The 23,690-nt window shown below is 60.4% G+C and carries 20 protein-coding genes; 11 read left to right on the top strand and 9 right to left on the bottom strand.

The window, feature by feature from the left end:
- Window positions 1–60 precede the first annotated feature (60 nt).
- The 3 genes from HX868_RS25260 to HX868_RS25250 all read left to right on the top strand — a co-directional run bounded on the left by HX868_RS25260 (window position 61) and on the right by HX868_RS25250 (window position 3,465).
- Entirely contained in the window at window positions 61–669 is a 609-nt protein-coding gene (locus HX868_RS25260; protein WP_028617783.1) for a biliverdin-producing heme oxygenase, read from the top strand.
- Between the two features lie 116 nt (window positions 670–785).
- On the top strand, window positions 786–1,187 hold the full coding sequence (locus HX868_RS25255) for a YbaN family protein (protein WP_177004739.1): 402 nt from the start codon (window positions 786–788) through the stop codon (window positions 1,185–1,187).
- 139 nt (window positions 1,188–1,326) lie between these two features.
- A complete protein-coding gene (locus HX868_RS25250) occupies window positions 1,327–3,465 on the top strand; it encodes a methyl-accepting chemotaxis protein (RefSeq protein ID WP_177004738.1) in 2,139 nt (712 codons plus the stop codon).
- Here HX868_RS25250 and HX868_RS25245 read toward each other — a convergent pair.
- The gene (locus tag HX868_RS25245; protein ID WP_177004737.1) at window positions 3,462–4,025 is read right to left on the bottom strand and encodes an NAD(P)H nitroreductase; all 564 of its coding nucleotides are present in this window, start codon (window positions 4,023–4,025) and stop codon (window positions 3,462–3,464) included. The genes HX868_RS25250 and HX868_RS25245 overlap by 4 nt on opposite strands.
- A gap of 140 nt (window positions 4,026–4,165) precedes the next feature.
- On the opposite strand from HX868_RS25245, the gene HX868_RS25240 reads away from it, so the two are divergent.
- From HX868_RS25240 to HX868_RS25220, 5 genes are all read left to right on the top strand, one after another.
- Window positions 4,166–5,593 (top strand): di-heme oxidoreductase family protein, encoded by a 1,428-nt coding sequence (locus HX868_RS25240; RefSeq protein WP_177004736.1) that lies wholly within the window; start codon window positions 4,166–4,168, stop codon window positions 5,591–5,593.
- 31 nt (window positions 5,594–5,624) lie between these two features.
- Entirely contained in the window at window positions 5,625–6,689 is a 1,065-nt protein-coding gene (locus tag HX868_RS25235; RefSeq protein ID WP_177004735.1) for an imelysin family protein, read from the top strand.
- Between the two features lie 2 nt (window positions 6,690–6,691).
- Window positions 6,692–7,789, top strand: coding sequence for a DUF1513 domain-containing protein (locus HX868_RS25230; RefSeq protein WP_177004856.1), 1,098 nt, complete (start codon window positions 6,692–6,694; stop codon window positions 7,787–7,789).
- Between the two features lie 204 nt (window positions 7,790–7,993).
- Window positions 7,994–9,124, top strand: coding sequence for an efflux RND transporter periplasmic adaptor subunit (locus tag HX868_RS25225; RefSeq protein ID WP_177004734.1), 1,131 nt, complete (start codon window positions 7,994–7,996; stop codon window positions 9,122–9,124).
- A 3-nt stretch (window positions 9,125–9,127) separates the two neighbouring features.
- Window positions 9,128–12,154: a multidrug efflux RND transporter permease subunit gene (locus HX868_RS25220; protein ID WP_177004733.1), complete on the top strand. Its 3,027-nt coding sequence runs from the start codon at window positions 9,128–9,130 to the stop codon at window positions 12,152–12,154.
- Between the two features lie 60 nt (window positions 12,155–12,214).
- Here HX868_RS25220 and HX868_RS25215 read toward each other — a convergent pair whose 3' ends face one another.
- The 5 genes from HX868_RS25215 to colR form a co-directional block, all read right to left on the bottom strand.
- Window positions 12,215–12,442: a hypothetical protein gene (locus HX868_RS25215; protein WP_028617789.1), complete on the bottom strand. Its 228-nt coding sequence runs from the start codon at window positions 12,440–12,442 to the stop codon at window positions 12,215–12,217.
- Window positions 12,439–13,158 carry a lipopolysaccharide kinase InaA family protein gene (locus HX868_RS25210; protein ID WP_095017473.1) on the bottom strand — a complete coding sequence of 240 codons (720 nt, stop codon included), beginning with the start codon at window positions 13,156–13,158 and terminating at the stop codon, window positions 12,439–12,441. The genes HX868_RS25215 and HX868_RS25210 overlap by 4 nt, the downstream gene beginning before the upstream one ends.
- Window positions 13,159–13,162: 4 nt before the next feature.
- A complete protein-coding gene (locus HX868_RS25205) occupies window positions 13,163–13,843 on the bottom strand; it encodes a class I SAM-dependent methyltransferase (RefSeq protein WP_016975509.1) in 681 nt (226 codons plus the stop codon).
- Window positions 13,844–14,031: 188 nt separating this feature from the next.
- Window positions 14,032–15,312 (bottom strand): sensor histidine kinase, encoded by a 1,281-nt coding sequence (locus tag HX868_RS25200; RefSeq protein ID WP_095017474.1) that lies wholly within the window; start codon window positions 15,310–15,312, stop codon window positions 14,032–14,034.
- Complete coding sequence (gene colR, locus HX868_RS25195; protein ID WP_010565305.1) at window positions 15,302–15,985, bottom strand: two-component system response regulator ColR; 684 nt, start codon at window positions 15,983–15,985, stop codon at window positions 15,302–15,304. The genes HX868_RS25200 and colR overlap by 11 nt, the downstream gene beginning before the upstream one ends.
- A gap of 252 nt (window positions 15,986–16,237) precedes the next feature.
- Here colR and HX868_RS25190 point away from each other — a divergent pair, with 252 nt between their 5' ends.
- From HX868_RS25190 to HX868_RS25180, 3 genes are all read left to right on the top strand, one after another.
- A complete protein-coding gene (locus tag HX868_RS25190) occupies window positions 16,238–16,936 on the top strand; it encodes a response regulator (RefSeq protein ID WP_177004732.1) in 699 nt (232 codons plus the stop codon).
- Complete coding sequence (locus HX868_RS25185; protein WP_177004731.1) at window positions 16,926–18,224, top strand: sensor histidine kinase; 1,299 nt, start codon at window positions 16,926–16,928, stop codon at window positions 18,222–18,224. The genes HX868_RS25190 and HX868_RS25185 overlap by 11 nt, the downstream gene beginning before the upstream one ends.
- A gap of 119 nt (window positions 18,225–18,343) precedes the next feature.
- Window positions 18,344–18,586, top strand: a complete 243-nt coding sequence (locus HX868_RS25180; RefSeq protein WP_157742090.1) for a hypothetical protein — start codon at window positions 18,344–18,346, stop codon at window positions 18,584–18,586.
- 149 nt (window positions 18,587–18,735) lie between these two features.
- Here the strand turns inward: HX868_RS25180 and ltrA are convergent, their stop codons facing one another.
- The 3 genes from ltrA to HX868_RS25165 all read right to left on the bottom strand — a co-directional run bounded on the left by ltrA (window position 18,736) and on the right by HX868_RS25165 (window position 23,453).
- Window positions 18,736–20,427, bottom strand: a complete 1,692-nt coding sequence (gene ltrA, locus HX868_RS25175) for a group II intron reverse transcriptase/maturase (RefSeq protein ID WP_071534438.1) — start codon at window positions 20,425–20,427, stop codon at window positions 18,736–18,738.
- A 1,034-nt stretch (window positions 20,428–21,461) separates the two neighbouring features.
- Window positions 21,462–23,108 carry a chaperonin GroEL gene (groL, locus tag HX868_RS25170; RefSeq protein ID WP_122728640.1) on the bottom strand — a complete coding sequence of 549 codons (1,647 nt, stop codon included), beginning with the start codon at window positions 23,106–23,108 and terminating at the stop codon, window positions 21,462–21,464.
- Window positions 23,109–23,159: 51 nt separating this feature from the next.
- The gene (locus HX868_RS25165) at window positions 23,160–23,453 is read right to left on the bottom strand and encodes a co-chaperone GroES (protein WP_060754253.1); all 294 of its coding nucleotides are present in this window, start codon (window positions 23,451–23,453) and stop codon (window positions 23,160–23,162) included.
- Window positions 23,454–23,690 lie beyond the last annotated feature (237 nt).

The raw sequence follows: 23,690 nt of genomic DNA, 5'->3' as shown, positions 1-23,690 counted from the left end.
TCTAGTTGATAACAGCTCTCTTTAGGGCACCCAGGCGCTCCCCTTCTCAAGGACTTTTTCATGACCGCTTCTCCAACCGCAGAACGCCCAAGCCTACGCTCCCAGCGCCTGAACCAGATCACCAACGAGCCACATACCAAACTCGACGCCCTGGTCAAAGCCCACGCCCCGTTTGAAACCCAGGCCAACTTCGCGCGTTTTGTAGTGGCGCAGTACCTGTTCCAGTCGGAGCTGGTAGCGCTGTACAACGATGCCGAACTTATCAAGATCGTGCCGGACCTGGCCGCACGTTGCCGCGCCGAAGCTGCCAAGCTGGACCTGGGCGACCTCGACACCGAAGTGCCTGCACCGGTCGCTGGCGCCGTGAAGAACCCGAGCAAGGCCGAAGCCTTGGGCTGGCTGTTTGTCTCCGAAGGCTCCAAACTGGGCGCTGCGTTCCTGATCAAGCGCGCCGTGGGCCTGGGCCTGAGCGAGACCTTCGGTGCCCGTCATCTGGGTGAGCCGGCCGGTGGCCGCGCTGAAGGCTGGAAGAGCTTCACGCGTACGCTCGATGCCCTGGAATTCAACGCTGAAGAAGAGGCTGCGGTGGAAAAAGGCGCAATCGACGCGTTTGTACGCTTCACCGTCTTGCTGGAACAAGCGTACGCTAGCGCCCCTGAACTGGCCTGACCCTCACCTCCCCCCGTAGGAGCCCGGCTTGCCGGCGATGGCGATTTCACGAACGCCATCGCCGGCAAGCCGGGCTCCTACAGGGGGTGAACCCCCTTCTCGTGCAAATCGCTCCCATGACCGGCAAAACCCAATCCACCTCGAAAATCGCCCGGATCCTCTTCGGTCTGCTGGCCTACGTCAGCCTGGGCATCGGGCTGGTGGCGATTGTCGTGCCGGGTTTGCCCACCACCGAATTCATCCTGCTCGCCGCCTGGGCCGCCACCAAAAGCTCACCACGCCTCAGCGCCTGGCTGGAAAACCACCGGCTGTTCGGGCCGATCCTGTTCAACTGGCGCAACGGCAAGATCATCGCCCGCCGGGCCAAAGTCAGTGCCACCGTGAGCATGCTGCTGTGCGCCATGCTGATGCTGGTGATGCTCGACCACGGTTGGCCGATCTACCTGGCGATTGCCGGGATGAGCCTGGGCAATCTGTGGATCTGGTCACGCCCGGAGCGGCTTGTAGCGCCCGTATAACGTAGCGTGTAGGGTTTTTCCTACCACTCATCGCCTCTCTCTCATGAATTGCTTCATGACGCCGATGTTTCAGACATAGCGCTGAATGGACTTGGCCTGCACTGCGTGCCTTCCAACAAGTCCATTCGTGAGTGAACCTATGTTCGACACCCTCTCCATTCGCTTGAAAATAGTGCTGCTGTCAGGCCTTTGCCTGTTGGGTGTGATCGCGCTGATCATCAGCATCAACCTCTACGAAACCGACCAGAACGACCACCTGATCAGCGATTCAAGCTCGCGAATGCTCACCAACAGCGTGCAGAGCCTGCTGCAATCCAAAGCCGCCGAACAGGCCGTGCAGTTGCAGAAAACCTTTGGCGAGAACCTGTTGGTGGTGACGGCCCTCGCCGACCAGGTCAAGGACTTGCGCGCCCTGGCGGCCAAGCGCTCCCTGGAACCTGGCGCACTGCGGGAAGAACTCAACCAGAGCCTCAAGACCACCTTTGAGCGCAACAGCAAAGTGCTGGGTATCTGGCTGTCGTTCGAGCCCAATGGACTGGATGGCAAGGACAGCGAATTCGTCGACGACAAGGCCCGCGTGTCCAACGAAAAAGGTCGTTTCTCCAGCTACTGGAGCCGTGCCGGCGGTGAAGGCCTGAACACCATCATGGTCGAAGAAGACCTGACTAAGACCACCCCCAACCTCAGCGGCACGCCCTACAACATCTGGTACACCTGCCCACGGGACACGCGCAAGGTTTGCTTGCTGGACCCGTACGCCGATGAAGTGGCCGGCAAGCAGATGCTGATGACCACCATTGCCTTGCCGCTGATCGTAGACGGCAAAGTCATCGGCGTGGTCGGTATCGACATCGCCCTCAACACCCTGCAGGCCGTGACGGACGCGGCGCAAAAAGAACTCTTCGACGGCGCGGCGCATCTGGAGATCCTGTCCAGTACCGGCCTGATCGCGGCGTATAGCGGCCAGCCGGACAAGGTCGGCAAAAACCTGATAGACACTCTCGGCGCCGAAGGCAAGGAGATCGTGCAGTTGCTGGCCAGCGAGTCGCCCATGATCCGCGAGCAGGACGACACCATCCGCGCCGTCTTCCCGGTCAAGCCGATTGCCGACGCAAAATCCTGGGGCGTGGTAATCAAGCTGCCCAAGAACGTGATGCTGGCCGACACCTTGAAACTGCAGGACGTCCTCGACAAAGCCCAGGCCGCCGGTACGCTCAAGGCCTTGCTGGTCGGCGCCGCCGCCGCGCTGCTAGGTTTGCTGCTGATCTGGCTGACCGCCACCGGCGTAACCCGTCCAATCAACAGTGTGGCCGCCATGCTCAAAGACATCGCCAGCGGCGATGGTGACCTCACCCAGCGCCTGGCCTACACCAAGAAGGATGAGCTCGGAGAATTGGTCAACTGGTTCAACCGCTTCCTCGACAAGCTGCAACCGACCATTGCCCAGATCAAGCAAAGCATCACCGAAGCCCGTGGTACCGCCGATCAGTCATCGGCCATCGCGCGCCAGACCAGCGAAGGCATGCAGGTGCAGTTCCGCGAAATCGACCAGGTGGCTACCGCGTCCAACGAGATGAGTGCCACTGCCCACGACGTCGCCAACAGCGCCTCCAATGCCGCCAGCGCGGCGCGGGGGGCGGATCAGTCGGCGCGCGAAGGCATGTCGATCATCGAACAGAGTACCCGCGACATCACCACCCTGGCCGAAGAAGTCAGCAAGGCCGTGGGCGAAGTCGAAGCTTTGGCGGTCAACAGCGAGCAGATCGGTTCGGTGCTGGAAGTGATCCGCAGCATTGCTGAGCAGACCAACCTGCTGGCGCTGAACGCCGCCATTGAAGCCGCGCGCGCCGGGGAAAGCGGCCGTGGCTTTGCGGTGGTGGCCGACGAAGTGCGCAACCTGGCCAAGCGCACCCAGGACTCCGTGGAGGAAATCCGCCTGGTGATCGAACGCATCCAGAGCGGCACCCGTGGCGTGGTGGCGACCATGCATTCAAGCCAGAGCCAGGCCCAGAGCAATGCCGGGCAGATCCATCAAGCGGTGCAGGCCTTGGGCAAGATCAGCGATGCGGTGACCGTGATCAGCGACATGAACCTGCAAATCGCCAGCGCCGCCGAACAACAGAGCGCGGTCGCCGAAGAGGTCAACCGCAACGTCTCGGCGATCCGTACCGTGACCGAAACCCTCACCGGCCAGGCCACCGAGTCGGCGGCGATCAGCAGCCAACTCAATGCGTTGGCTACTCAGCAGATGAAGTTGATGGATCAGTTCAGGGTTTAAACGCCGGTCCAGGCGCTGACAAACGCCGCCACATCTTCCTTGGGCGCGGTACGCGGCGGGTTCTGCGGCGTGCCCAGGTAAAGGAAGCCAATCACTTCCTCATCAGCCGTAAGGCCCAGGCCTTTGGCAACGTGGGCCGAGTAGGACAGTTCACCGGTGCGCCACACGGCGCCAATCCCCTGGGCATACGCCGCCAGCAGGATGCCGTGGGCCGCACAGGCGGCGGCCAGCAATTGCTCGGATTTCGGCACCTTGAAGTGTTCCTGCAAACGGGCGATCACCACCACGACCAATGGCGCGCGCAACGGGCCGTTCTGGGCCTTGTCGATGACAGCTTGCGGCGCATCGGCGTCTTGCAGGCGCGCAGCCTCGGCCAACAGCGTGCCCATTTGCTCACGGGCAGCACCTTCAACGGTGAGGAAGCGCCAAGGGCGCAATTGACCGTGGTCGGGCGCGCGCATCGCGGCGGCGAACAGCACGTCGCGCTGCTCCTGGGTCGGCGCCGGTTCCAGCAGACGCGGCACGGAAACACGGTTGAGCAAAGCGTCGAGAGCCTGCATTGGCCACCTCCAGAGAAAAATGTGCGGCCATTCTAGCGGGAATGCATCGCCCTCCACCAAACGATAATTGCTCTTATTCATTCGGCCCTGCCCTGTTAGACTTTGCGACCTTATTTTCAGCCTTCGCGTCAGGAAACTCGATGTTCCGTCCGCTTCTTTGCCTGTCCGCCGCATTGATGGCCCTGAGCCTGACTGCCTGCGATGACGCGCCACGTTTCACCAAGGCCGAGCCGGGTGAATCACGGGCGGGCGGCGCGGCGACGGTGAACAAGCGTGACCAGAACGCATTTTCCCTGCCGTCGGCCAACCTGTCGCCCACTCGTCGCCTGGATTTCAGCGTCGGCAACAGCTTTTTTCGCAGCCCTTGGGTGATCGCACCCTCTACCACCACGGCGCGTGACGGCCTGGGCCCGCTGTTCAACACCAATGCCTGCCAGAATTGCCATATAAAAGATGGCCGTGGGCACCCGCCGTTACCCGACGCACCGAATGCGGTGTCGATGCTGGTGCGCCTGTCGATTCCGGATGCAGCGCCGTATGCCAAGCTCATCGAACAGCTCGGCGTGGTGCCCGAGCCGGTCTACGGCGGGCAACTGCAGGACATGGCCGTGCCGGGCGTGGCTCCGGAAGGCAAGGTGCGGGTCGACTACACACCGGTCAACGTGACGTTCAAGGACGGCACGGTGGTCGAGTTGCGCAAGCCGGACCTGCAGATCACCCAGCTCGGCTACGGCCCGATGCATCCGGATACGCGTTTTTCCGCACGCATCGCCCCGCCCATGATCGGCCTGGGCCTGCTCGAAGCCATCAGCGACGCCGATGTCCTGCGCAACACCGACCCGAAGACCGCCGACAAAGAAGCCCTCGTCGGCCGCGCCAATTGGGTCTGGGACGACGCCCAGCAAAAAACCGTGCTCGGGCGATTTGGCTGGAAAGCCGGGCAACCCAACCTCAATCAACAAAATGTTCACGCGTTTTCTGGTGATATGGGCCTCACCACCTCGTTGAGACCCTTCGATGACTGCACCGATGCCCAAGTCGCCTGCAAACAGGCCCCCAACGGCAATGGCCCCGATGGCGAGCCGGAAGTCAGCGACAACATCCTGCGCCTGGTGCTGTTCTATACCCGTAACCTCGCCGTGCCGGCGCGCCGTGGCGTCAACACGCCGCAGGTGCTGGCCGGCAAAAACCTGTTCTACCAGGCCGGTTGCCAGGGTTGCCACAAACCCGCGTTCACCACGGCGGCCAATGCCGCTGAACCTGAGCTGGCCAACCAAGTGATTCGTCCATACAGCGACCTGCTGTTGCACGACATGGGCGAAGGCCTGGCCGACAACCGTAGCGAATTCAAAGCCGGTGGCCGCGATTGGCGCACGCCGCCCTTGTGGGGCATTGGCCTGACACAAACCGTGAGTGGCCACACCCAGTTCTTGCATGACGGCCGCGCCCGCAACCTGCTGGAAGCCGTGCTATGGCACGGCGGTGAAGCACACGCGGCGCAGCAGCATGTGTTGTCCTTTAATGCCGAGCAGCGCGCTGCGTTGCTGGCGTTCCTGAATTCTTTATAAGCTTCGCCCCACTTACAGAAGGGAGCTCGACATGTTCCGTCCCAAGTTGTTGTTCACCAGCCTGGCCGCCCTCGCCCTCGGCGCCTGCTCGCCGCAAGACCCACAAGCGGTAACCTCGGCGGCCATCGCCAAGCAAGTGATCCTGCCGACCTACAGCCGTTGGGTCGAAGCCGACCGCCAACTGGCCGTCAGCGCCCTGGCCTATTGCCAAGGCAAAGAGAGCCTGGACACTGCCCGTGCCGACTTCCTGCATGCGCAAAAGGCCTGGGCCGAGCTGCAACCGCTGTTGATCGGCCCGCTGGCTGAAGGCAACCGTTCGTGGCAGGTGCAGTTCTGGCCAGACAAGAAGAACCTGGTCGGCCGCCAGGTCGAGCAGTTGGTCGCCAGCCAGCCGCAGATCGATGGCGCCGCCCTGGCCAAATCCAGTGTGGTGGTGCAAGGCCTGTCGGCCTACGAATACATCCTCTACGACGCCAAGACCGACATTGCCGACGACGCGCAAAAGGCCCGTTACTGCCCGCTGCTGGTGGCCATCGGCGACCGTCAGAAGGCCCTGGCCGAAGAAATCCTGGCCAGTTGGAACAGCACCGATGGCATGCTGGCGCAGATGACCAAGTTTCCGAACCAGCGCTACGCCGATTCCCACGAAGCCATTGCCGATCTGCTGCGCGTCCAAGTGACCGCACTGGACACCCTGAAGAAAAAACTCGGCACGCCGATGGGCCGCCAGACCAAGGGTATCCCGCAGCCATTCCAGGCCGATGCATGGCGCAGCCAGTCGTCCCTGCAAAGCCTCGAAGCCAGCCTCGCCGCCGCCCAGACCGTATGGGTCGGCGTCGACAACAAAGGCCTGCGTGGCCTGCTGCAGTCCGAGCAGAAGCCGTTGGCCGACAAGATCGACGCCGCCTATGCCGCGTCCCTCAAACTGTTCGCCAGCAACCAGCGCACCCTCAATGAACTGCTGGCCGACGACGCCGGGCGCCAGCAGCTCAACGATATCTACGACAGCCTCAACGTCGTCCACCGCCTGCACGAAGGCGAGTTGGCCAAGGCGCTGGGCATTCAACTGGGCTTTAACGCCAACGACGGTGACTGATGATGCTCAGGCGACAGGCTTTGGCGGTTGGCAGCGTGCTGCTCAGTGCACTCACTTTGGGCGGCTGGACGCTGTTCAAAGGGAAGGATAAAGGCCCTCTGCTGCTGTCGGCGCGGGATGATGCAGACGGCAAGCACTACGCCGTGGGCTATCGCCTGGACGGCAAGCCAGTGTTTGCCACCCAGGTCGGCCAACGCTGCCACGACATCATCAACCACCCTACGCTGCCGATCGCGCTGTTTGTCGCCCGTCGCCCGGGCACCGAGAGCTACCTGATCGACCTGCGTGATGGTGCGCTGCTGCAAACCATCACCTCCAAGGCCAATCGCCACTTCTATGGCCACGCGGTCATCCACAAAAGCGGCGATTGGCTGTACGCCACCGAGAACGACACGACCGACCCCGGCCGTGGCTTGCTCGGCGTTTACAAGTTCGAAGGCGAGCGGCTGGTGCATACCGGCGAGATGTCCACTCACGGCATCGGCCCGCATCAGGTGTCGTGGATGCCCGACGGCGAAACCCTGGTGGTGGCCAATGGTGGCATCCGCACTGAAGCCGAAAGCCGCGTGGAGATGAACCTCAACGCCATGGAGCCGAGCCTGGTGCTGATGCAGCGCGACGGCACCTTGATCAGCAAGGAAACCCTCGGCCAGCAGATGAACAGCGTGCGCCATATGGGGATTGCCAGCGATGGCACCATCCTCACCGGGCAGCAGTTCATGGGGGCGTCACAGGAGCGTTCCGAATTGTTGGCGATCAAGCGACCGGGCCAGCCGTTCGTGGCGTTCCCGGTGGCGGATGAGCAGTTGCAGGCGATGGGGCACTACACCGCCAGCGTCGCGGTGCACAGCGAGTTGCGCCTGGTGGCGTTGACCGCCCCACGGGGCAACCGCTTTTTTATCTGGGACATGGACAGTGGCGAGCTGCGCCTGGATGGGCCGCTGCCCGACTGTGCTGGCGTTGGGGCCGTCGAGGATGGGTTTGTCGTGACCTCGGGCCAAGGCCGTTGCCGGTTCTACGATTGCCGCCAGAAACCGTTGGTAGCAAAACCCTTGGAGTTGCCCGCAGGGCTCTGGGATAACCATCTCCACCTGATCTGACGCGATTCCCTGTAGGAGCCCGGCTTGCCGGCGATAGCGTACTTCGCATCGCCGCAAGGCTTGAGGCCCTCATCGCCGGCAAGCCGGGCTCCTACAGGTCCGTTTACCTGTCAGAAATACCGAGTGGAATACCCCCAATACTCGGAGTAATGTTCCGACAATCGTCTGTCTTCGTCTGTCTCAGTTTTTCCAAGGAACCGGAATATGCTGCGCCGTCGCATGCTGATCATGTTGGGTGTCGTCCTGTTAATCGTCCTGCTGCTGGGGGGCTATAAAGCCTTTTCCATCTACCAGCAGATCCAGGTCTTTTCCAAGCCAAAACCGGCGGTCAGCGTGGCGGTCGCGACGGTGGTCGAACAACCCTGGCAACAGCGCCTTCCAGCCGTCGGCTCACTCAAAGCCCTGCAAGGTGTGAACCTGAGCCTGGAGGTGGCCGGTACGGTCAAGGACGTGCAGTTCGAGTCCGGGCAGAACGTCAAGGCTGGCCAACCCCTGGTGCAACTCGACAGCGCAGTGGAAAGCGCGCTGCTGGAAACCGCCCAGGCGGACCTCGGCCTGGCGCATGTGGACTACGGTCGCGGCAGCCAACTGGTGGGCAGCCAGGCCATCTCCAAAGGCGAGTTCGACCGCCTGTCCGCGCAACTGCAAAAGAACAAGGCCACGGTCAATCAGCTCAAGGCTTCACTGGCGAAGAAGCACATTGTCGCGCCGTTCAGCGGCACCATCGGCATTCGCCAAGTCGATGTGGGCGACTACCTGGCCAGCGGCACGGTGATCGCCACCTTGCAGGACCTCAGCAGCCTCTATGTCGACTTCTATATCCCCGAACACTCCGTGCCCAGAGTCGCCCTCGGGCAGGCAGTGCAGGTGGAAGTCTCGGCTTATCCCGGCGAGCAATTTCCGGGCAGCATCAGCGCGATCAACCCGAAAGTCGAAAACAGCACGCGCAATGTGTTGGTGCGCGCCACCTTGGCCAATCCGGATGGCAAGCTGCTGCCGGGCATGTTCACCAGCCTGAACGTGCTGCTGCCCAACCCGGCCCCGCAGATTGTGGTGCCGGAAAGCGCAATCACCTACACCCTCTACGGCAACTCGGTGTACGCCGTGGCCGAGAAAAAAACCGACGCCGGCGAGGTGGAAAAGGATGCTGATGGCAAGCCGCTGCTGATCGCCGAGCGACGTTTCGTCGAGACCGGCGAGCGACGCGGTGGCCTGGTGCTGGTGAGCAAGGGCCTCAAAGCCGGTGAGCAAGTGGTGAGCGCCGGCCAGCTCAAGCTGGACAACGGCACGCCCATCGCCATCAGCCCGGACAAAAACCTGCCGGCAGGGCACTAGGCCATGAGGTTCACAGATGCGTTTATCCGTCGTCCGGTGCTGGCCATGGTGGTCAGCCTGCTGATCGTGCTGCTGGGTTTCCAGGCCTACAGCAAGTTGCCGCTGCGCCAATACCCGAGCATGGAAAACGCCCTGATCACGGTGACCACCGCCTACCCCGGCGCAAATGCCGAGACCATTCAGGGCTACATCACCCAGCCGTTGCAGCAAAGTCTGGCCAGCGCAGAAGGCATCGACTACATGACCTCGGTGAGCCGCCAGAACTTCTCGGTGATCTCGATCTACGCGCGCATCGGCGCCAACAGCGACCGCCTGTTTACCGAATTGCTGGCCAAGGCCAACGAGGTCAAGAACAAGCTGCCGCAAGACGCCGAAGACCCGGTGCTGAGCGAAGAGGCCGCCGATGCTTCGGCGCTGATGTACATCAGCTTCTCCAGCGGGCAACTGAGCAACCCACAGATCACCGATTACCTGTCACGGGTGATCCAACCCAAGCTCGCCACCCTGCCCGGCATGGCCGAAGCGGAGATCCTCGGCAACCAGGTGTTCGCCATGCGCCTCTGGCTCGACCCGGTGAAACTGGCCGGTTTCGGCCTCAGTGCCAGCGACATCACCGACGCCGTGCGCCGCTACAACTTCCTCTCCGCTGCCGGTGAGCTGAAAGGCGAATTCATCGTCACCAGCATCAACGCCAACACCGACCTCAAGTCCGCTGAAGCCTTTGGCGCCATCACTGTGAAAACCGATGGCGACAGCCGGGTGCTGCTGCGGGACGTGGCCCGGGTGGAAATGGGCGCGGAAAACTACAACGCCATCAGCTCGTTTGGCGGCACGCCGTCGGTGTATATCGGCATCAAGGCCACGCCCAGCGCCAACCCGCTGGACGTGATCAAGGAAGTGCGCAAGATCATGCCGGAGCTGGAGTCCCAGCTGCCGCCCAACCTCAAGGCGGAAATTGCCTACGACGCCACGCTGTTTATCCAGGCGTCCATCAACGAGGTGGTCAAAACCCTGTTTGAAGCCGTGCTGATCGTGATCGTGGTGGTGTTCCTGTTCCTCGGTGCCCTGCGTTCGGTGGTGATCCCGGTGATCACCATCCCGCTGTCGATGATCGGCGTGCTGTTTTTCATGCAGTTGATGGGTTACTCGATCAACCTGCTGACCTTGCTGGCGATGGTGTTGGCCATCGGCCTGGTGGTGGATGACGCCATCGTGGTGGTGGAAAACATCCACCGGCACATCGAGGAAGGCAAGACGCCGCTGGATGCAGCGCTGGAAGGCGCACGGGAGATTGCCCTGCCGGTGGTGTCGATGACTATCACCCTGGCCGCGGTGTATGCGCCGATCGGTTTTCTCGAAGGACTCACCGGCGCGTTGTTCAAGGAATTCGCCCTGACCCTGGCCGGGGCGGTGATCATTTCCGGCATTGTCGCCCTGACCCTGTCACCCATGATGTGCGCGCTGCTGTTGCGCCATGATGAAAACCCTTCTGGACTGGCTCACCGCCTCGACCGGATTTTCGACGGACTCAAGCGTCGCTACCAACGCATGCTGCACGGCACCCTGAATACGCGGCCGGTGGTGATCGTATTTGCATTGATCGTGCTGTGCCTGATCCCGGTGTTCCTCAAGTTCACCCAGTCGCAACTGGCCCCCGACGAAGACCAGGGCATCATCTTCATGATGGCCAGCGCGCCGCAGCCGACCAACCTAGACTACCTCAACACCTACACCGACGAGTTCATCAACATCTTCAAGGAATTCCCGGAGTACTACTCGTCGTTCCAGATCAACGGCTTCAACGGCGTGCAATCGGGCATCGGCGGTTTCCTGCTCAAGCCGTGGAACGAGCGCCAGCGTACCCAGATGCAAATCTTGCCCGAGGTGCAAAAGCGCCTGGAGCAGATTCCCGGCCTGCAGGTGTTCGGCTTCAACCTGCCCTCCTTGCCCGGCACGGGCGAAGGGTTGCCGTTCGGTTTTGTGATCAACACCGCCAACGATTATGAGTCGTTGCTGGAAGTGGCCAATCGCGTGAAGAAACGTGCGATGGAGTCAGGCAAATTCGCCTTTGTCGACATCGACCTGGCGTTCGACAAACCCGAAGTGGTGGTGGACATCGACCGCGCCAAGGCGGCGCAGATGGGCGTGTCGATGCAGGACCTCGGCGGCACCCTGGCAACGTTGCTGGCGGAGGCGGAAATCAACCGTTTCACCCTGGATGGGCGCAGCTACAAGGTGATCGCCCAAGTCGAGCGCACCTACCGCGACAATCCAGAGTGGCTGAACAACTACTACGTGAAGAACGCCCAGGGCGAATTGTTGCCACTCTCGACCTTGATCAGCGTGACGGACCGCGCTCGGCCCCGGCAGTTGAACCAGTTCCAGCAACTCAATTCGGCGCTGATCTCGGGCTTTCCCATCGTCAGCATGGGCGAGGCCATCGACACTGTGCGCCAGATTGCCATTGAGGAAACCCCGCCCGGCTATGCGTTCGACTACAGCGGTGCCTCCCGGCAATTCATCCAAGAGGGCACGGCGCTGTGGGTCACCTTTGGCCTGGCCCTGGCGATCATCTTCCTGGTGCTGGCGGCGCAGTTCGAGAGCTTCCGCGACCCACTGGTGATCCTGGTGACGGTGCCGCTGTCGATCTGCGGAGCGCTGATTCCGCTGTTCCTCGGTTGGTCGAGCATGAACATCTACACCCAGGTCGGCCTGGTGACGCTGATCGGCCTGATCAGCAAACACGGGATCCTGATCGTCGAGTTCGCCAACCAACTGCGCAAGGACAAGGGCCTGACGCCACGGCAGGCGGTGGAGGAAGCTGCAGCGATACGACTACGACCGGTACTGATGACCACTGCCGCGATGGTGTTCGGCATGGTGCCGCTGATTTTCGCGACGGGTGCCGGTGCAGTGAGCCGGTTTGATATCGGCATGGTGATTGCGACGGGAATGTCGATCGGCACGCTGTTTACGTTGTTTGTGCTGCCGTGCGTGTACACCTTGCTCGCCAAGCCGGACAAGGCCTGACACCCAGGCAAAAAAAAGGGCCTCGCATCGCAAGGCCCTTTCCTGGGGGGTTGAATCGTTTCAACTCTGTGGCCTCATCCCTTGAGACATGCCAAACATGAACAGCAACAACTCATGATCAGGCTTGGCCGCGGTGCTCGCCTTGGCGACGCGCGGCAACAGGCATTGCGCACCACCCTGCGTTGCACTGAGTACCTGTGTGCGAGGCTGTTCCCACGCCGCCAGCGCCAAGGCTGCAACGCCCAACGCCCCGACCAGGAACAAACCTCGTGCTATTTCTAGCTTCATCTGGTTAAACCCTTGATAGCGCTGCCAAACGCCGTCTCGTAAAAGTAGCTGAGTTTCTTCCAGTCCGTATCGTTCCACGACGAATGGCGGCGCAGTTGCAGCATGTCGTGGGAAGCGGCCCGATAGGCGGTCAAACGTTGGCGGCATTTCTCGAAATCCAGCAGTGCCACCTCGACGTTGGCCGAGTCGCCCTGGCCGGTCACCCTTACAAAAATGTGCTTGATGTACAGGCAGCCATGCTGCCAACGCCCACGGTGCATGCGCGCCAAGGTGCCGGCAAGCTCCTTGAGCACGCGCTCATGCACTAACTCGCCGTACTGCTCGCGGCCACCGGCTGCGTACCAGTTTTCGATTTCGTCGAAGCCATCGAGGGCTGCGGTCACCAGCAGAGCCTGCCAGTGGTGCTCGGGGTCCCTGCGTGCCTCGCAAAAGACCATTTCCGGCACACGTACGTCCAACAGGCGCAGGCCCTTGATCGCATCTCGCTCACGCAATACCGTGGGGCGGCCAAAAGGATGCAGCCAACTGCGGTAGATGTGCCCGGTCTGGCGCTTGCTGTAGAGCAGGCGTCCATTGGCGGTCATCACGCGTTGCACACCACTCTCACCCCCGCGCCGGCGATTGGGCTCTTCGACCCACTCGCCTTGCTGGCGCCAGAAATAATCGAATCGTTCTTCGGGCTTTACATGACTGCCTGCTACGCACTCAACTGCCATCCTGTTACCTCTTGCGCAATACATACACTCGCCACATGGCGTAGAGCGGTATGAAGTCCAGGGATTCCTGAACACGAAAACCGGCTTCTTCGAATTCTGCTTCAACAGTAGCAGCCGGTAACACAAACCTGTTTTGGTAACCTTCCTGCTCACCTTTCTTGCGACGCTGGCTTTCGAGACGCTTGCGTTTCCAGGCTTTGAAATTGCCATCGACCCACAGCGAAACAATGACGCTGTCACGGGTAACGCGCTGAAACTCCCGCAATATCGCCAGTCGGTGCGCCGGATCACCAATGTGGTGCAGCAGGCGCATACAGAAAATACTGTCGACCGAGTTGTCCGGCAGATCGATATCAAAGGCAGATGTCTGCAAGGGTCGTACCCGTTTCACCACATCGGCGGGCTGGGCGACTGTTGCCACCTTCAACATCGACGCCGAATTGTCGGCACCGATAATGACGCGGTTGGGCTTTTCCGCCAGCAGCGGCCAGAAACGCCCTGCGCCGCACGGCAGGTCCAATACCAGGCCAGGCTCACCGGCCATCGCCAGCGCGCCACGGGCCAATTGCTCGTCGCGTTTGTGGGACAACCGGCGCGCCAGATTGTCCTGATGCTTGAGCAAATATTCGTGGGCGTGTTCGTCGTCGTACTTTTCGGAAAATTCGAGCTTGATCGGGGTAGACATCGACGGATCTCCAGTTGCTGATGCCTACAACCTTAAGCAGCGCACTGTGATCAACAGGTCAACCCGTTGTGAAAATCTTGTCCTGTCCAACCCCATACATTTCAAGACTTTACAGACACAAGCAATGGCATGGGGCCATCTTCGCCGAATGACGGGGATCTCTGGCAGGATAGCGGCAGAGGGTGGAGTCAGGCGTTGACCTGACTCAATTGCACGTGAAAGCGGCAGCCGTTGGGCTCCATGGTGCTGAGGCTCACGGTCCAGCCCTGGTTTTCGCAGATGCGCTGGACCAGTGACAACCCCAAGCCCAGGCCGTCACCACGTTTCTCGCTGCCGCGCACGAACGGCTCGAACATCGCTTCGCGCTTGTCTTCGGGAATACCCACACCACTGTCCTCCACCACAAAGCCTGCGGGCTCCAGGGTCAGGCGGATAAACCCGTGTTCGGTGTAGTGCAGGGCGTTACGCAGCAGGTTGCCCATGACGGCGTGCAGGAAGGTGGTGTTGTACCGCGTGTCCAGGGGGTTGCCCGGCTGGTAGATCAGCTCCAGGCCTTTACGCTCGATGGGGTCACGCCAGATACCGAGCAAGTCATCCGCCACCTGCGCCAGGGTCACCTGAGGCGACATCGCCGCGTCATTGTGCTCGGCACGGGCCAGCATCAGGAAGGTTTGCACCAGCTCGCGCATTTCTTCACAAGCGCGGGCAATGCGTTGCACTTGATTGCGCCCACGTTGATCAATGGCCGGGTTTTCCAGCAGCAGTTCACAGGAACTGGCCAGCACCATCAACGGCGTGCGTAATTCGTGGCTGACGTCACTGGTAAACAATTGCTCACGGGACAACGCCTGACGCAGGCGCCCCAGGGTGGCATCGAACGCCACCGCCAGCTCACCCACTTCGTCGGCCGCATAGTCCGGTGCCAGCGGCGGCGCCAAACCCAGCAATTGGTCGCGGTGACGCACCTGGCGGGCGAGGCGCACGACCGGCGCCATCACTTTGCGTGCCAGCACCCAACCAAGGAATACCGCCAGCGCCAGGCTGAGTACGAAACCCACCAGCACCACGGCAAACAGCACGCGCTCGCGCTCTTCGAAATCACTCTGATCCTGCAGCAACACGTAGCGCCGGCCGTCGACCACTTCGACCATGGCGTGGTACGACAACGCTTCGCGGAACACTTCATGGAAGCCGGGTTCGAGGTGACGCAGATCCTTGGGCAACTCAAAATCGCCAGGGCCACCGCTGAAGTAAAACAACTGGTCCGGCTCGGGGCGGTGCCGCCAGTCTTCGACTGTGTCCATCAGCAACAGGCGCTGCAGGTCGCCGCCCAAGCCTGCCGAGATCAGCTTCTCTTCCACCAGGTGCACCGTCGCGACGATACCCATGGCGAAGGCCCCCGCCACCAACGCACTCATCAACGCAAAGGCGATGATGATCCGCTGGGCAAGGCTTTGCTTAAACTCCATCTCTACCCTCAGCCAGGCGATAACCGACGCCGTGCACCGTTTGCAGCAACGGCTTGGCGAACGGTTTATCGATCACTTGGCGCAATTGATGGACATGGCTGCGCAGGCTGTCGCTGTCCGGGCAGTCGTCGCCCCACAGGGCTTCTTCAAGAATTTCGCGGCGCAGCACGTGCGGGCTCTTCTGCATCAACACCGCCAGCAGCTTCAGGCCGACCGGGTTGAGCTTGAGCAAGCGGCCTTCGCGGGTCACCTCCAGGGTGTCGAGGTCGTAATGCAGGTCGCCGACTTGCAGGGCGCGCCGACCGCCACCCTGGGCACGGCGCAGCACGGCTTCGATACGCGCGGCCAGTTCCGACAGGGCAAACGGTTTTAGCAGGTAGTCATCGGCGCCGGACTTGAAGCCCTGCAGCCGGTCATCCAATTGGTCGCGGGCGGTGAGCATGATCACCGGCGTGTCACGGCGCGCATCTTCGCGCAGGCGTTTGCACAGGGTGTAGCCATCGATGCCGGGCAGCATGATGTCGAGCACGATCAGGTCGTAATGCTCGGTGGCGGCCAGGTGCAGGCCCGACAAACCGTCCTGCGCACAGTCCACGGTATAGCCCTTCAGCCCCAGGTAATCCGCCAGGTTGGCCAGAATATCGCGGTTGTCTTCAACCAATAAAATTCGCATGGGCAGTGTCTCCGTACGCGGTAACGGCCGTGTTGGCTCGCGCAGCTTAAGGCCAAGTGTTGCTCAGGGATAGACCTGGAGGGCGCGGCGATTACGCTTTTCAACTGATTGGATCAACCAACGAGTTTTTCACTATAGCTTCACACACCGACGACAGGCCCCAGGCAAAAATGGCCGCCAAACGAACGCCCCTTGCCTGCCCTTCTGAAGGGCGTAACACTTGCGCCCATTCTCTGGCGACGACGCCCTTTCATGCCCGACACCCTGCTGCTGATCGAAGATGACCTCCCTCTGGCCGCGCTGACCGCCGAGTTCCTGCGCGCCGAAGGGTTTACCGTGGCGGTGGAACACCGCGGCGATCGCGCAGCCCAGCGTATCCGTGACGAACAGCCGGCGCTGCTGATCCTGGATGTGATGTTGCCGGGCATTGACGGCTTCACGTTGTGCCGGCAGATTCGCGACCAGTACCCCGGCTTGATCCTGATGATGACGGCGCTGGACGAGAACGCCGAGCAATTGACCGGGTTCAACGTCGGCGCGGACGACTATGTGGTCAAGCCCGTCGACCCGCTGTTGCTGCTGGCCCGGATCCGCTCGTTGCTGCGCCGCCATCCACAAGCCCCCCGCGCCTATTACCAGTGGGGCACCTTTCGATTGGACCTCAACAACCACTTCGCCTGGCTCGATGAGGTGCCCTTGCAGTTTTCGGTGGCCGAGTTCGAGTTACTCACGATCTTCGCCCGCCATTGCGGGGTGCTGCTGACCCGGGAAAAACTCCTGCAAAGCCTGCGTGGCCTGGAATACGACGGGATCAATCGCTCCGTGGACATGCGCGTCTCACGCTTGCGCAAGAAGCTGATGAGCCTGGACTGCCCGGTGACCATCCAGACCATCACGGCCCAGGGCTATCTGTTTGTCGAAATCCCGCGAGGCGCTCGGCATGCTCTCTAAAGTGCGGCCCTGGATGGCGATCGTGGCGGGCACCAGTTGGGGCGCGTTGACGCTTTATTTGTTGTGGCTGTGCGCCAACGCTTCGGTGTTCGTCGGCGAGTACAGTTTTTTGCGCTTGATGGCCGGGCCGGGCTACTTGGTGGCGGAGCAGCTCAAGCCCTTGCCGGCCGAGCAGCGTGAAGCGCGCATGGAGGCGCTGCGTGCGCGCTTCCAGTACCCGATCAGCCTGGTCACCCTGGATGAGATCGAGTTACCGCCCGAGGCGCTGATCATGCTCAAACACCAGCAACCGGCGCAAAACAGCGATGAAGACATTAGCTATTTCCCGCTCGACGACAAGACGTTGATTCAGTTCGGGCCCATGTGGGGAACAGCCGAGGTCAAGGACCTGCTGAAATTCCCGGTCTATGGGATCACCGCGTGCGTGGCCGGCCTGCCTCTGGGGCTGTGGATGTGGCTGGGTCTGCGCGCACGCCGTCAGCGTACCGCCGAGGTGGAAGCACTCAATGCCTGCCTGGGCACCCTGGCTCGCACGCCCAATGCAATGTTGCCGGCCATGGGCAAGGAATGGACGCCGCTGCTGCAAACCGTGCAACAACATGCGCAGGACATTACGGCGATGAGCGAACGTCACCGGGAGGTTTCCCAAGCCGTCTCCCACGAACTGCGCACGCCTCTGGCACGGATGCGTTTCGCCTTGACCCTGCTGGGCAAGAGTGACGATTTACCCACCCGTACCCGCTTGCAGGAACGCCTGCAAACCGATGTGGAAGAACTCGAAGCCCTGGTCCGCGCCAGCCTCGCCTTTGCCCGGATGGCCGGTGCGCCCACCGACCTGCAACATGAACCCATCCCTATCCGCGACTGGCTGCATCAGGAGTTCGCCTTGCTCGACGGACACCATCGCCGCCTGAGCCTGGACACTGAGCCTGCGGATCTGCAACTGATCGGCGACCGCGCCTTGCTGCATTTGATCGTGCGCAACCTGTTGAGCAACGCCATCACCTATGCCCGCGACCAGGTGTGCGTCAGCGCCGCTCGCCAGGATGACCAGCATCTTGTGCTGCATGTGGACGACGACGGCCCCGGCATCCTCGCTGAAAACCGCGAAAAGGTATTCGAACCTTTCGTACGACTGGCCATGGGCGGCGATGAGTCCGGCGGCTTCGGCCTCGGCCTGGCGCTGGCCAAGCGCGCGACCCAATGGCACCGCGGTGAGTTGTCCGTTACGCGCAGCCCTTTGGGCGGTGCGCGCCTGACCCTGATCCTGCCCCTGCGCCCCCAATAACCAGCGTGTTACAGCCTGTGACAATGAACCGCCGGCATTCTGCGTAACCTCGCCACCTGATCCAGGAGAGCCCCTGCACCCTGGGTCCCATCCTTTGGATCCGGTTGGAGAGCCCGTTCATGCGTCCCCCCAAGAAGCATTTGCCCACGTTGATGCTGTCGCTGTGTATTGCCGCCAGTTCACTGCTGGCCTGCCACTGGGGGCGGCCCATACCCAGCACAACCGCACATGTGCCTACCGAAGAGCCACTCGACAGTACGACTGCACCGTGGTCCGCTGCACGTGTGCTCTTTATCGGCCAACCCACACTGGCCCGCGGGATGACATTCAAGAAGCTGTTGCGTCGACGCGCGATTGGTTGAGTAACAGTCGCCCACAAAAAAGCCCCGCCTGCATCACTGCAGGCGGGGCTTTTCAGTTAGCCGGGTAAGGCTGGCTGTCGGGTAAGAAACGGCCATTACTGACCGTCCCTCCCCTAAGAACTGTACGTGCGAGTTTCCCCGCATACAGCTCAAGCCTTTGTAAGCCCTTTCTCAGTTGAAAGAGCCGGTGCCGCACTGTGTAACTGTCGATGACAGTTGGGATGCAACAACACCAGATTGCCCAGCTCGTCGCATCCGCCCTTGTGCCGCTCGATAACATGGTGAATGTTCCACCCGCTTTCGAACGTAATCAACTGCTTGCACATCGGGCAGCGCTTGCTCTGGCCAAGCCACAGCGTCAGCGTCTTCCGCTTCCCCTCGTCCGAGCTTCGCCACGCATATTCCAGCCGTTGCTCGAAGTACATCTCGTCCTCTGGGGCGTATGGGTTAGCCTCCGCCTTGATCTTGGTGTGCCGCTTGATCGGCGTATCGCTGGCGTACAACAAGTGGAGCAGTTTGCCGCTGGGGTGTAGCCCGGAGAATACCCAACTACGTGTTCCCACGCGCTTGAAGTATTTTTCCTTGATCCAACGTTTGCAGCGATTCAGATGTCGCCGCCTGCACCATCGCCATAGCAATTTCCAGATCCTGTAATCCACGTAGTTGAAGGTCTGCTTGGCGACAATCGGCCGATGATAATTGGCCCAACCCCGAATAACTGGATTGAGCTGCTTGATCAACAGGCTGGCCGGTGCCGCTTTGTTCGCTTCAACCAACGCCTTAACCTTGGCCAGAAATGCTTTCACGTTCTTGTGGGCTGGCTTTATCAGCAGCTTGTCACCGTACTTGCGAATATTCTGACCGAGGAAATCGAACCCATCCGATACATGCGTGAACAACGTTTTCTCCACCGCAAGGCTCAACCCCCGCTCGGCCATGAAGGCTTCGACGAGTGGCTTCACCTCGTTTTCCAGCAGCTCTTTCGAGATGCCGGTGATGACGAAATCATCTGCGTATCGCACATAGTTGACCTTGGTCTTGTAGCTGGCTTTGGTATTACGCTGCCCGAACCGAGATTCGAGCTCCTTTTCCAGTCCATCAAGGGCCAGGTTGGCCAATACGGGCGAGATGATCCCTCCTTGCGGAGTTCCCGCCCCTGTCGGATTCAATCGACCGGATTCCAAATATCCCGCTTTCAGCCATTTCCTTAGAACCACTTTGTCCATCGGGACGTTAGTGATCAGCCAGTCGTGACTGATGTTGTCGAAACATCCCTTTATATCGCCCTCCATGACCCACTGCGCAGAATGCTTGCGACCGAGATTGACGAACAATTGCTCGATTGCATCTGCCGTGGAACGGTGAGGGCGAAAGCCATAGGAATTTCGGTCGGCTGTGGTCTCAGACACCGGTTCAAGTGCCAGCAGGTATAACGCCTGCATCGCTCGATCCAGCATCGTCGGAATCCCCAGCGGTCTACGCTGGCCATTTGCTTTGGGAATGTAAATCCGCCGCAGTGGCCGGGGCTTGTAGCCCCTGCGCTCTAACCGAAAAACTGCCTTCCATTTGCTTTCAGGCGTGCTCCAGGTTTCCCCATCGACGCCGGGAGTCCTGCGACCCCGGTTTTCAGTGACCCGTTTAACCGCCAATACCTTGGCGGCAAACGAGCGAACCAGCATACGCTGCAAGGTTTTCACCTGCCGCCATTGCTGATTCTTGGCTGCCTTCGCGATCCGTACCTGTAGCCCTCGCACCTGTCGATGACCTGTTTCCCAGTCTATCGAATGCCAACTGATGGCCAGATGGGAGGACGCAGGTACTTCTATTTCAGACGCACTCATCTTGCTTTTCCTCCAGAGAAGATTTCCCCAGAGGGCAGTAGACGCACGTCGCCCTTGTGGGGGAGTGAGTACACTGCCCCGCAAGGGATTTCTATGAGTTAGACGCAGCCGGTCAAACCGACAAACGTCTGTTCTTGATGGCTTTACAGGCCTTCTCGCGATCAAAGACCAGTCGGAAGTCAGCACCGTTTCCAGTCAGGGCAGAGCCCTTATCCAACCCCATTACAGGGAGGCATTCGCTTTTTCCGACATCCTCTACCCGCATTTTCAACAGTCTTCCTCACGGTCGACCTGCCTTGCCATACAGGCCAATGGCGAAAATACGGGCTTACCGAGTTCCATAACCGTCACAAGGATGGGTTAGGCCCTGCCTATTCACCGATGACTCAATGTCAGCGTGCCCCCAGATGTAAAAGGGACAACCAGTCATGCACCATTTTGGTCAAAGCCTATCAGCAACTTTGGCTCCATGCGGTTGACGGTGTTTATCAGCAGTTCACTTACGTTGGCCATACCAACCAGCCTAGCGTCTCACCCGCGTGTTGCTCGCAGGGTCTGCATGGTGCCTCGCGGCGACCACACACCACAGAATCATGGGACTACATTGTCAGGAAGCTTCGCACCCCGCCGTTACCAGCGACGCACTATCCCTAGGCTACTTTTGGCTGAACAAAAGGTCTCGCGCCCCTCTACCTTGCGGTTTCCGGGTGAGACAATGACAGCTATGGCTTGCGCCCTATAGATAGGAGCAGGCCAGCTCTTTGGACACGATTTCCCATACCTCCCTCGCAGTGATTCAAAATCTGCAAGCTCAGTACGCATATCGTTCTGATGATTTCCAGAGAGAAAATCACGATATATAGGCGACATTACGCCGAATTCTAAGCACCTTGTGAGTGCCGGAAATCCGGGTTTTGACGCCCGGACTTCGGGTTTTTTAAGCTGTTTCTGCGGGAAAGTGATCACCGGTTCAACCGGTGATCACCTAAGATGTAGCCCGCTAGGTGCTTCTACCTATAGCGACTCTCGTCGCACTACATCATGCCGCCCATGCCACCCATGCCGCCCATGTCTGGCATACCGCCGCCAGCCGAGCCTTCTTTCTTCGGTGCATCAGCGATCGCAGCTTCGGTGGTCAGGATCAGGCCGCCGATGGAGGATGCTGCTTGCAGCGCGGAACGAGTCACCTTGGTAGGGTCCAGGATGCCCATTTCGATCATGTCGCCGTAGACGCCAGTCGCAGCGTTGTAACCGTAGTTACCTTTGCCGTTCTTGACTTCGTTGACCACAACGCTTGGCTCGTCGCCGGAGTTGGCAGCGATCTGGCGCAACGGCGCTTCAACAGCGCGACGCAGCACAGCGATACCGACGTTCTGATCAGCGTTGTCGCCGGTCAGGTTGGCCAGGGCTTCCAGAGCACGGATCAGCGCAACGCCACCGCCAGGTACCACGCCTTCTTCAACGGCTGCGCGGGTTGCGTGCAGCGCGTCTTCAACGCGGGCTTTCTTCTCTTTCATTTCAACTTCGGAACCGGCGCCAACCTTGATCACTGCAACGCCGCCGGACAGCTTGGCCAGACGCTCTTGCAGTTTTTCACGGTCGTAGTCGGACGAAGTCTCGGCAACCTGGGCACGGATCTGGGTGATGCGAGCCTGGATATCCTGCTCAACGCCAGCACCGTCAACGATGATGGTGTTTTCTTTGGAGATGGTCACGCGCTTGGCACTGCCCAGGTTTTCCAGGGTGGCGCTTTCCAGGCTCAGGCCGATCTCTTCGGAGATAACGGTACCGCCGGTCAGAACGGCGATGTCCTGCAGCATGGCCTTGCGACGGTCGCCGAAGCCTGGAGCCTTGACGGCTGCGACTTTAACGATGCCACGCATGTTGTTCACAACCAGAGTCGCCAGGGCTTCGCCTTCAACGTCTTCGGAAACGATCAGCAGTGGGCGGCCGGCTTTGGCAACGGCTTCCAACACTGGCAGCATTTCGCGGATGTTCGAGATCTTTTTGTCGACCAGCAGGATCAGCGGGCTGTCCAGCTCGGCAACCATGGTTTCTGGCTTGTTGACGAAGTACGGGGACAGGTAGCCACGGTCGAACTGCATGCCTTCAACAACCGACAGTTCGTTTTCCAGGCCAGTGCCTTCTTCAACGGTGATCACGCCTTCTTTACCGACTTTTTCCATGGCTTCGGCAATGATGTCGCCGATGGAGCTGTCGGAGTTGGCGGAGATGGTGCCTACCTGAGCGATAGCCTTGGTGTCAGCGCATGGCTTGGACAGGTTTTTCAGCTCGGCAACGATAGCGATGGTCGCCTTGTCGATACCGCGCTTCAGGTCCATTGGGTTCATACCGGCAGCGACGGCTTTGTAGCCTTCGTTGACGATGGCCTGAGCCAGAACGGTAGCGGTGGTGGTGCCGTCGCCTGCGTCATCGTTGGCACGGGAGGCAACGTCTTTGACCAGCTGCGCGCCCATGTTTTCGAAACGGTCTTCCAGTTCGATTTCTTTGGCGACGGAAACGCCGTCCTTGGTGATGGTCGGAGCGCCGAAGCTCTTCTCGATGATCACGTTACGGCCTTTCGGGCCCAGGGTCGCTTTTACTGCGTCAGCCAGGATGTTGACACCGGTGAGCATTTTCTTGCGGGCGGAATCGCCGAATTTAACTTCTTTAGCAGCCATGATCGATAATCCTTAAATACTTTGGAGTAACGGGAAAATGAGCGGGGGAAATTACGCTTCCAGTACGGCGAGAATCTCGTTCTCAGCCATGACCAGCAGGTCTTCGCCGTCAACTTTCACAGTGTTGCTGCCGGAGTAAGGGCCGAATACAACCTTGTCACCGACTTTAACGGCCAGAGCACGCACTTCACCGTTTTCCAGGGTTTTGCCTGGACCCGCAGCGACGATCACACCGTGGTTGGCTTTTTCAGCAGCCGAACCTGGCAGAACGATACCGCCAGCGGTTTTCTTTTCTTCTTCGCTACGACGGATTACGACGCGGTCGTGCAGAGGACGAAGCTTCATTGTCGATCTCTCCTAATTGTGTTTTTCATCGGCCGGTATCAATTCCGGCGGGTTAAATTCCGGCGGTGCCGGTCGCGGCTTGCTGGGCAAGACGCGGAAGTCTGTCTGGTGTCGCCACCAGAAACCTTGCGGTGACCGTTACATAAGGGCGCATAAGCTTATTACAAGGGGCCGCGGCGTAAATTTTTTGCGTGTGCCGACGGCTGAAAGCAACACGGCACCCTGAGGTGCCGTGCC

The organism is Pseudomonas reactans, from assembly GCF_013385825.1.
Lineage (GTDB): Bacteria > Pseudomonadota > Gammaproteobacteria > Pseudomonadales > Pseudomonadaceae > Aquipseudomonas > Aquipseudomonas reactans.
The sequence above is the reverse complement of the archived record's forward strand: the minus strand, read 5'-3'. Positions and strand labels throughout refer to the sequence as shown.

Coding starts and splice junctions, on each gene's coding strand:
- colR (WP_010565305.1), bottom strand. CDS start 15,985: ATGCGAATTTTATTGGTTGAAGACAACCGCGATATTCTGGCCAACCTG.
- HX868_RS25200 (WP_095017474.1), bottom strand. CDS start 15,312: ATGGAGTTTAAGCAAAGCCTTGCCCAGCGGATCATCATCGCCTTTGCG.
- HX868_RS25165 (WP_060754253.1), bottom strand. CDS start 23,453: ATGAAGCTTCGTCCTCTGCACGACCGCGTCGTAATCCGTCGTAGCGAA.
- HX868_RS25260 (WP_028617783.1), top strand. CDS start 61: ATGACCGCTTCTCCAACCGCAGAACGCCCAAGCCTACGCTCCCAGCGC.
- HX868_RS25255 (WP_177004739.1), top strand. CDS start 786: ATGACCGGCAAAACCCAATCCACCTCGAAAATCGCCCGGATCCTCTTC.
- HX868_RS25205 (WP_016975509.1), bottom strand. CDS start 13,843: ATGTCTACCCCGATCAAGCTCGAATTTTCCGAAAAGTACGACGACGAA.
- HX868_RS25225 (WP_177004734.1), top strand. CDS start 7,994: ATGCTGCGCCGTCGCATGCTGATCATGTTGGGTGTCGTCCTGTTAATC.
- groL (WP_122728640.1), bottom strand. CDS start 23,108: ATGGCTGCTAAAGAAGTTAAATTCGGCGATTCCGCCCGCAAGAAAATG.
- HX868_RS25245 (WP_177004737.1), bottom strand. CDS start 4,025: ATGCAGGCTCTCGACGCTTTGCTCAACCGTGTTTCCGTGCCGCGTCTG.
- ltrA (WP_071534438.1), bottom strand. CDS start 20,427: ATGAGTGCGTCTGAAATAGAAGTACCTGCGTCCTCCCATCTGGCCATC.
- HX868_RS25185 (WP_177004731.1), top strand. CDS start 16,926: ATGCTCTCTAAAGTGCGGCCCTGGATGGCGATCGTGGCGGGCACCAGT.
- HX868_RS25210 (WP_095017473.1), bottom strand. CDS start 13,158: ATGGCAGTTGAGTGCGTAGCAGGCAGTCATGTAAAGCCCGAAGAACGA.
- HX868_RS25250 (WP_177004738.1), top strand. CDS start 1,327: ATGTTCGACACCCTCTCCATTCGCTTGAAAATAGTGCTGCTGTCAGGC.
- HX868_RS25215 (WP_028617789.1), bottom strand. CDS start 12,442: ATGAAGCTAGAAATAGCACGAGGTTTGTTCCTGGTCGGGGCGTTGGGC.
- HX868_RS25230 (WP_177004856.1), top strand. CDS start 6,692: ATGCTCAGGCGACAGGCTTTGGCGGTTGGCAGCGTGCTGCTCAGTGCA.
- HX868_RS25220 (WP_177004733.1), top strand. CDS start 9,128: ATGAGGTTCACAGATGCGTTTATCCGTCGTCCGGTGCTGGCCATGGTG.
- HX868_RS25180 (WP_157742090.1), top strand. CDS start 18,344: ATGCGTCCCCCCAAGAAGCATTTGCCCACGTTGATGCTGTCGCTGTGT.
- HX868_RS25190 (WP_177004732.1), top strand. CDS start 16,238: ATGCCCGACACCCTGCTGCTGATCGAAGATGACCTCCCTCTGGCCGCG.
- HX868_RS25240 (WP_177004736.1), top strand. CDS start 4,166: ATGTTCCGTCCGCTTCTTTGCCTGTCCGCCGCATTGATGGCCCTGAGC.
- HX868_RS25235 (WP_177004735.1), top strand. CDS start 5,625: ATGTTCCGTCCCAAGTTGTTGTTCACCAGCCTGGCCGCCCTCGCCCTC.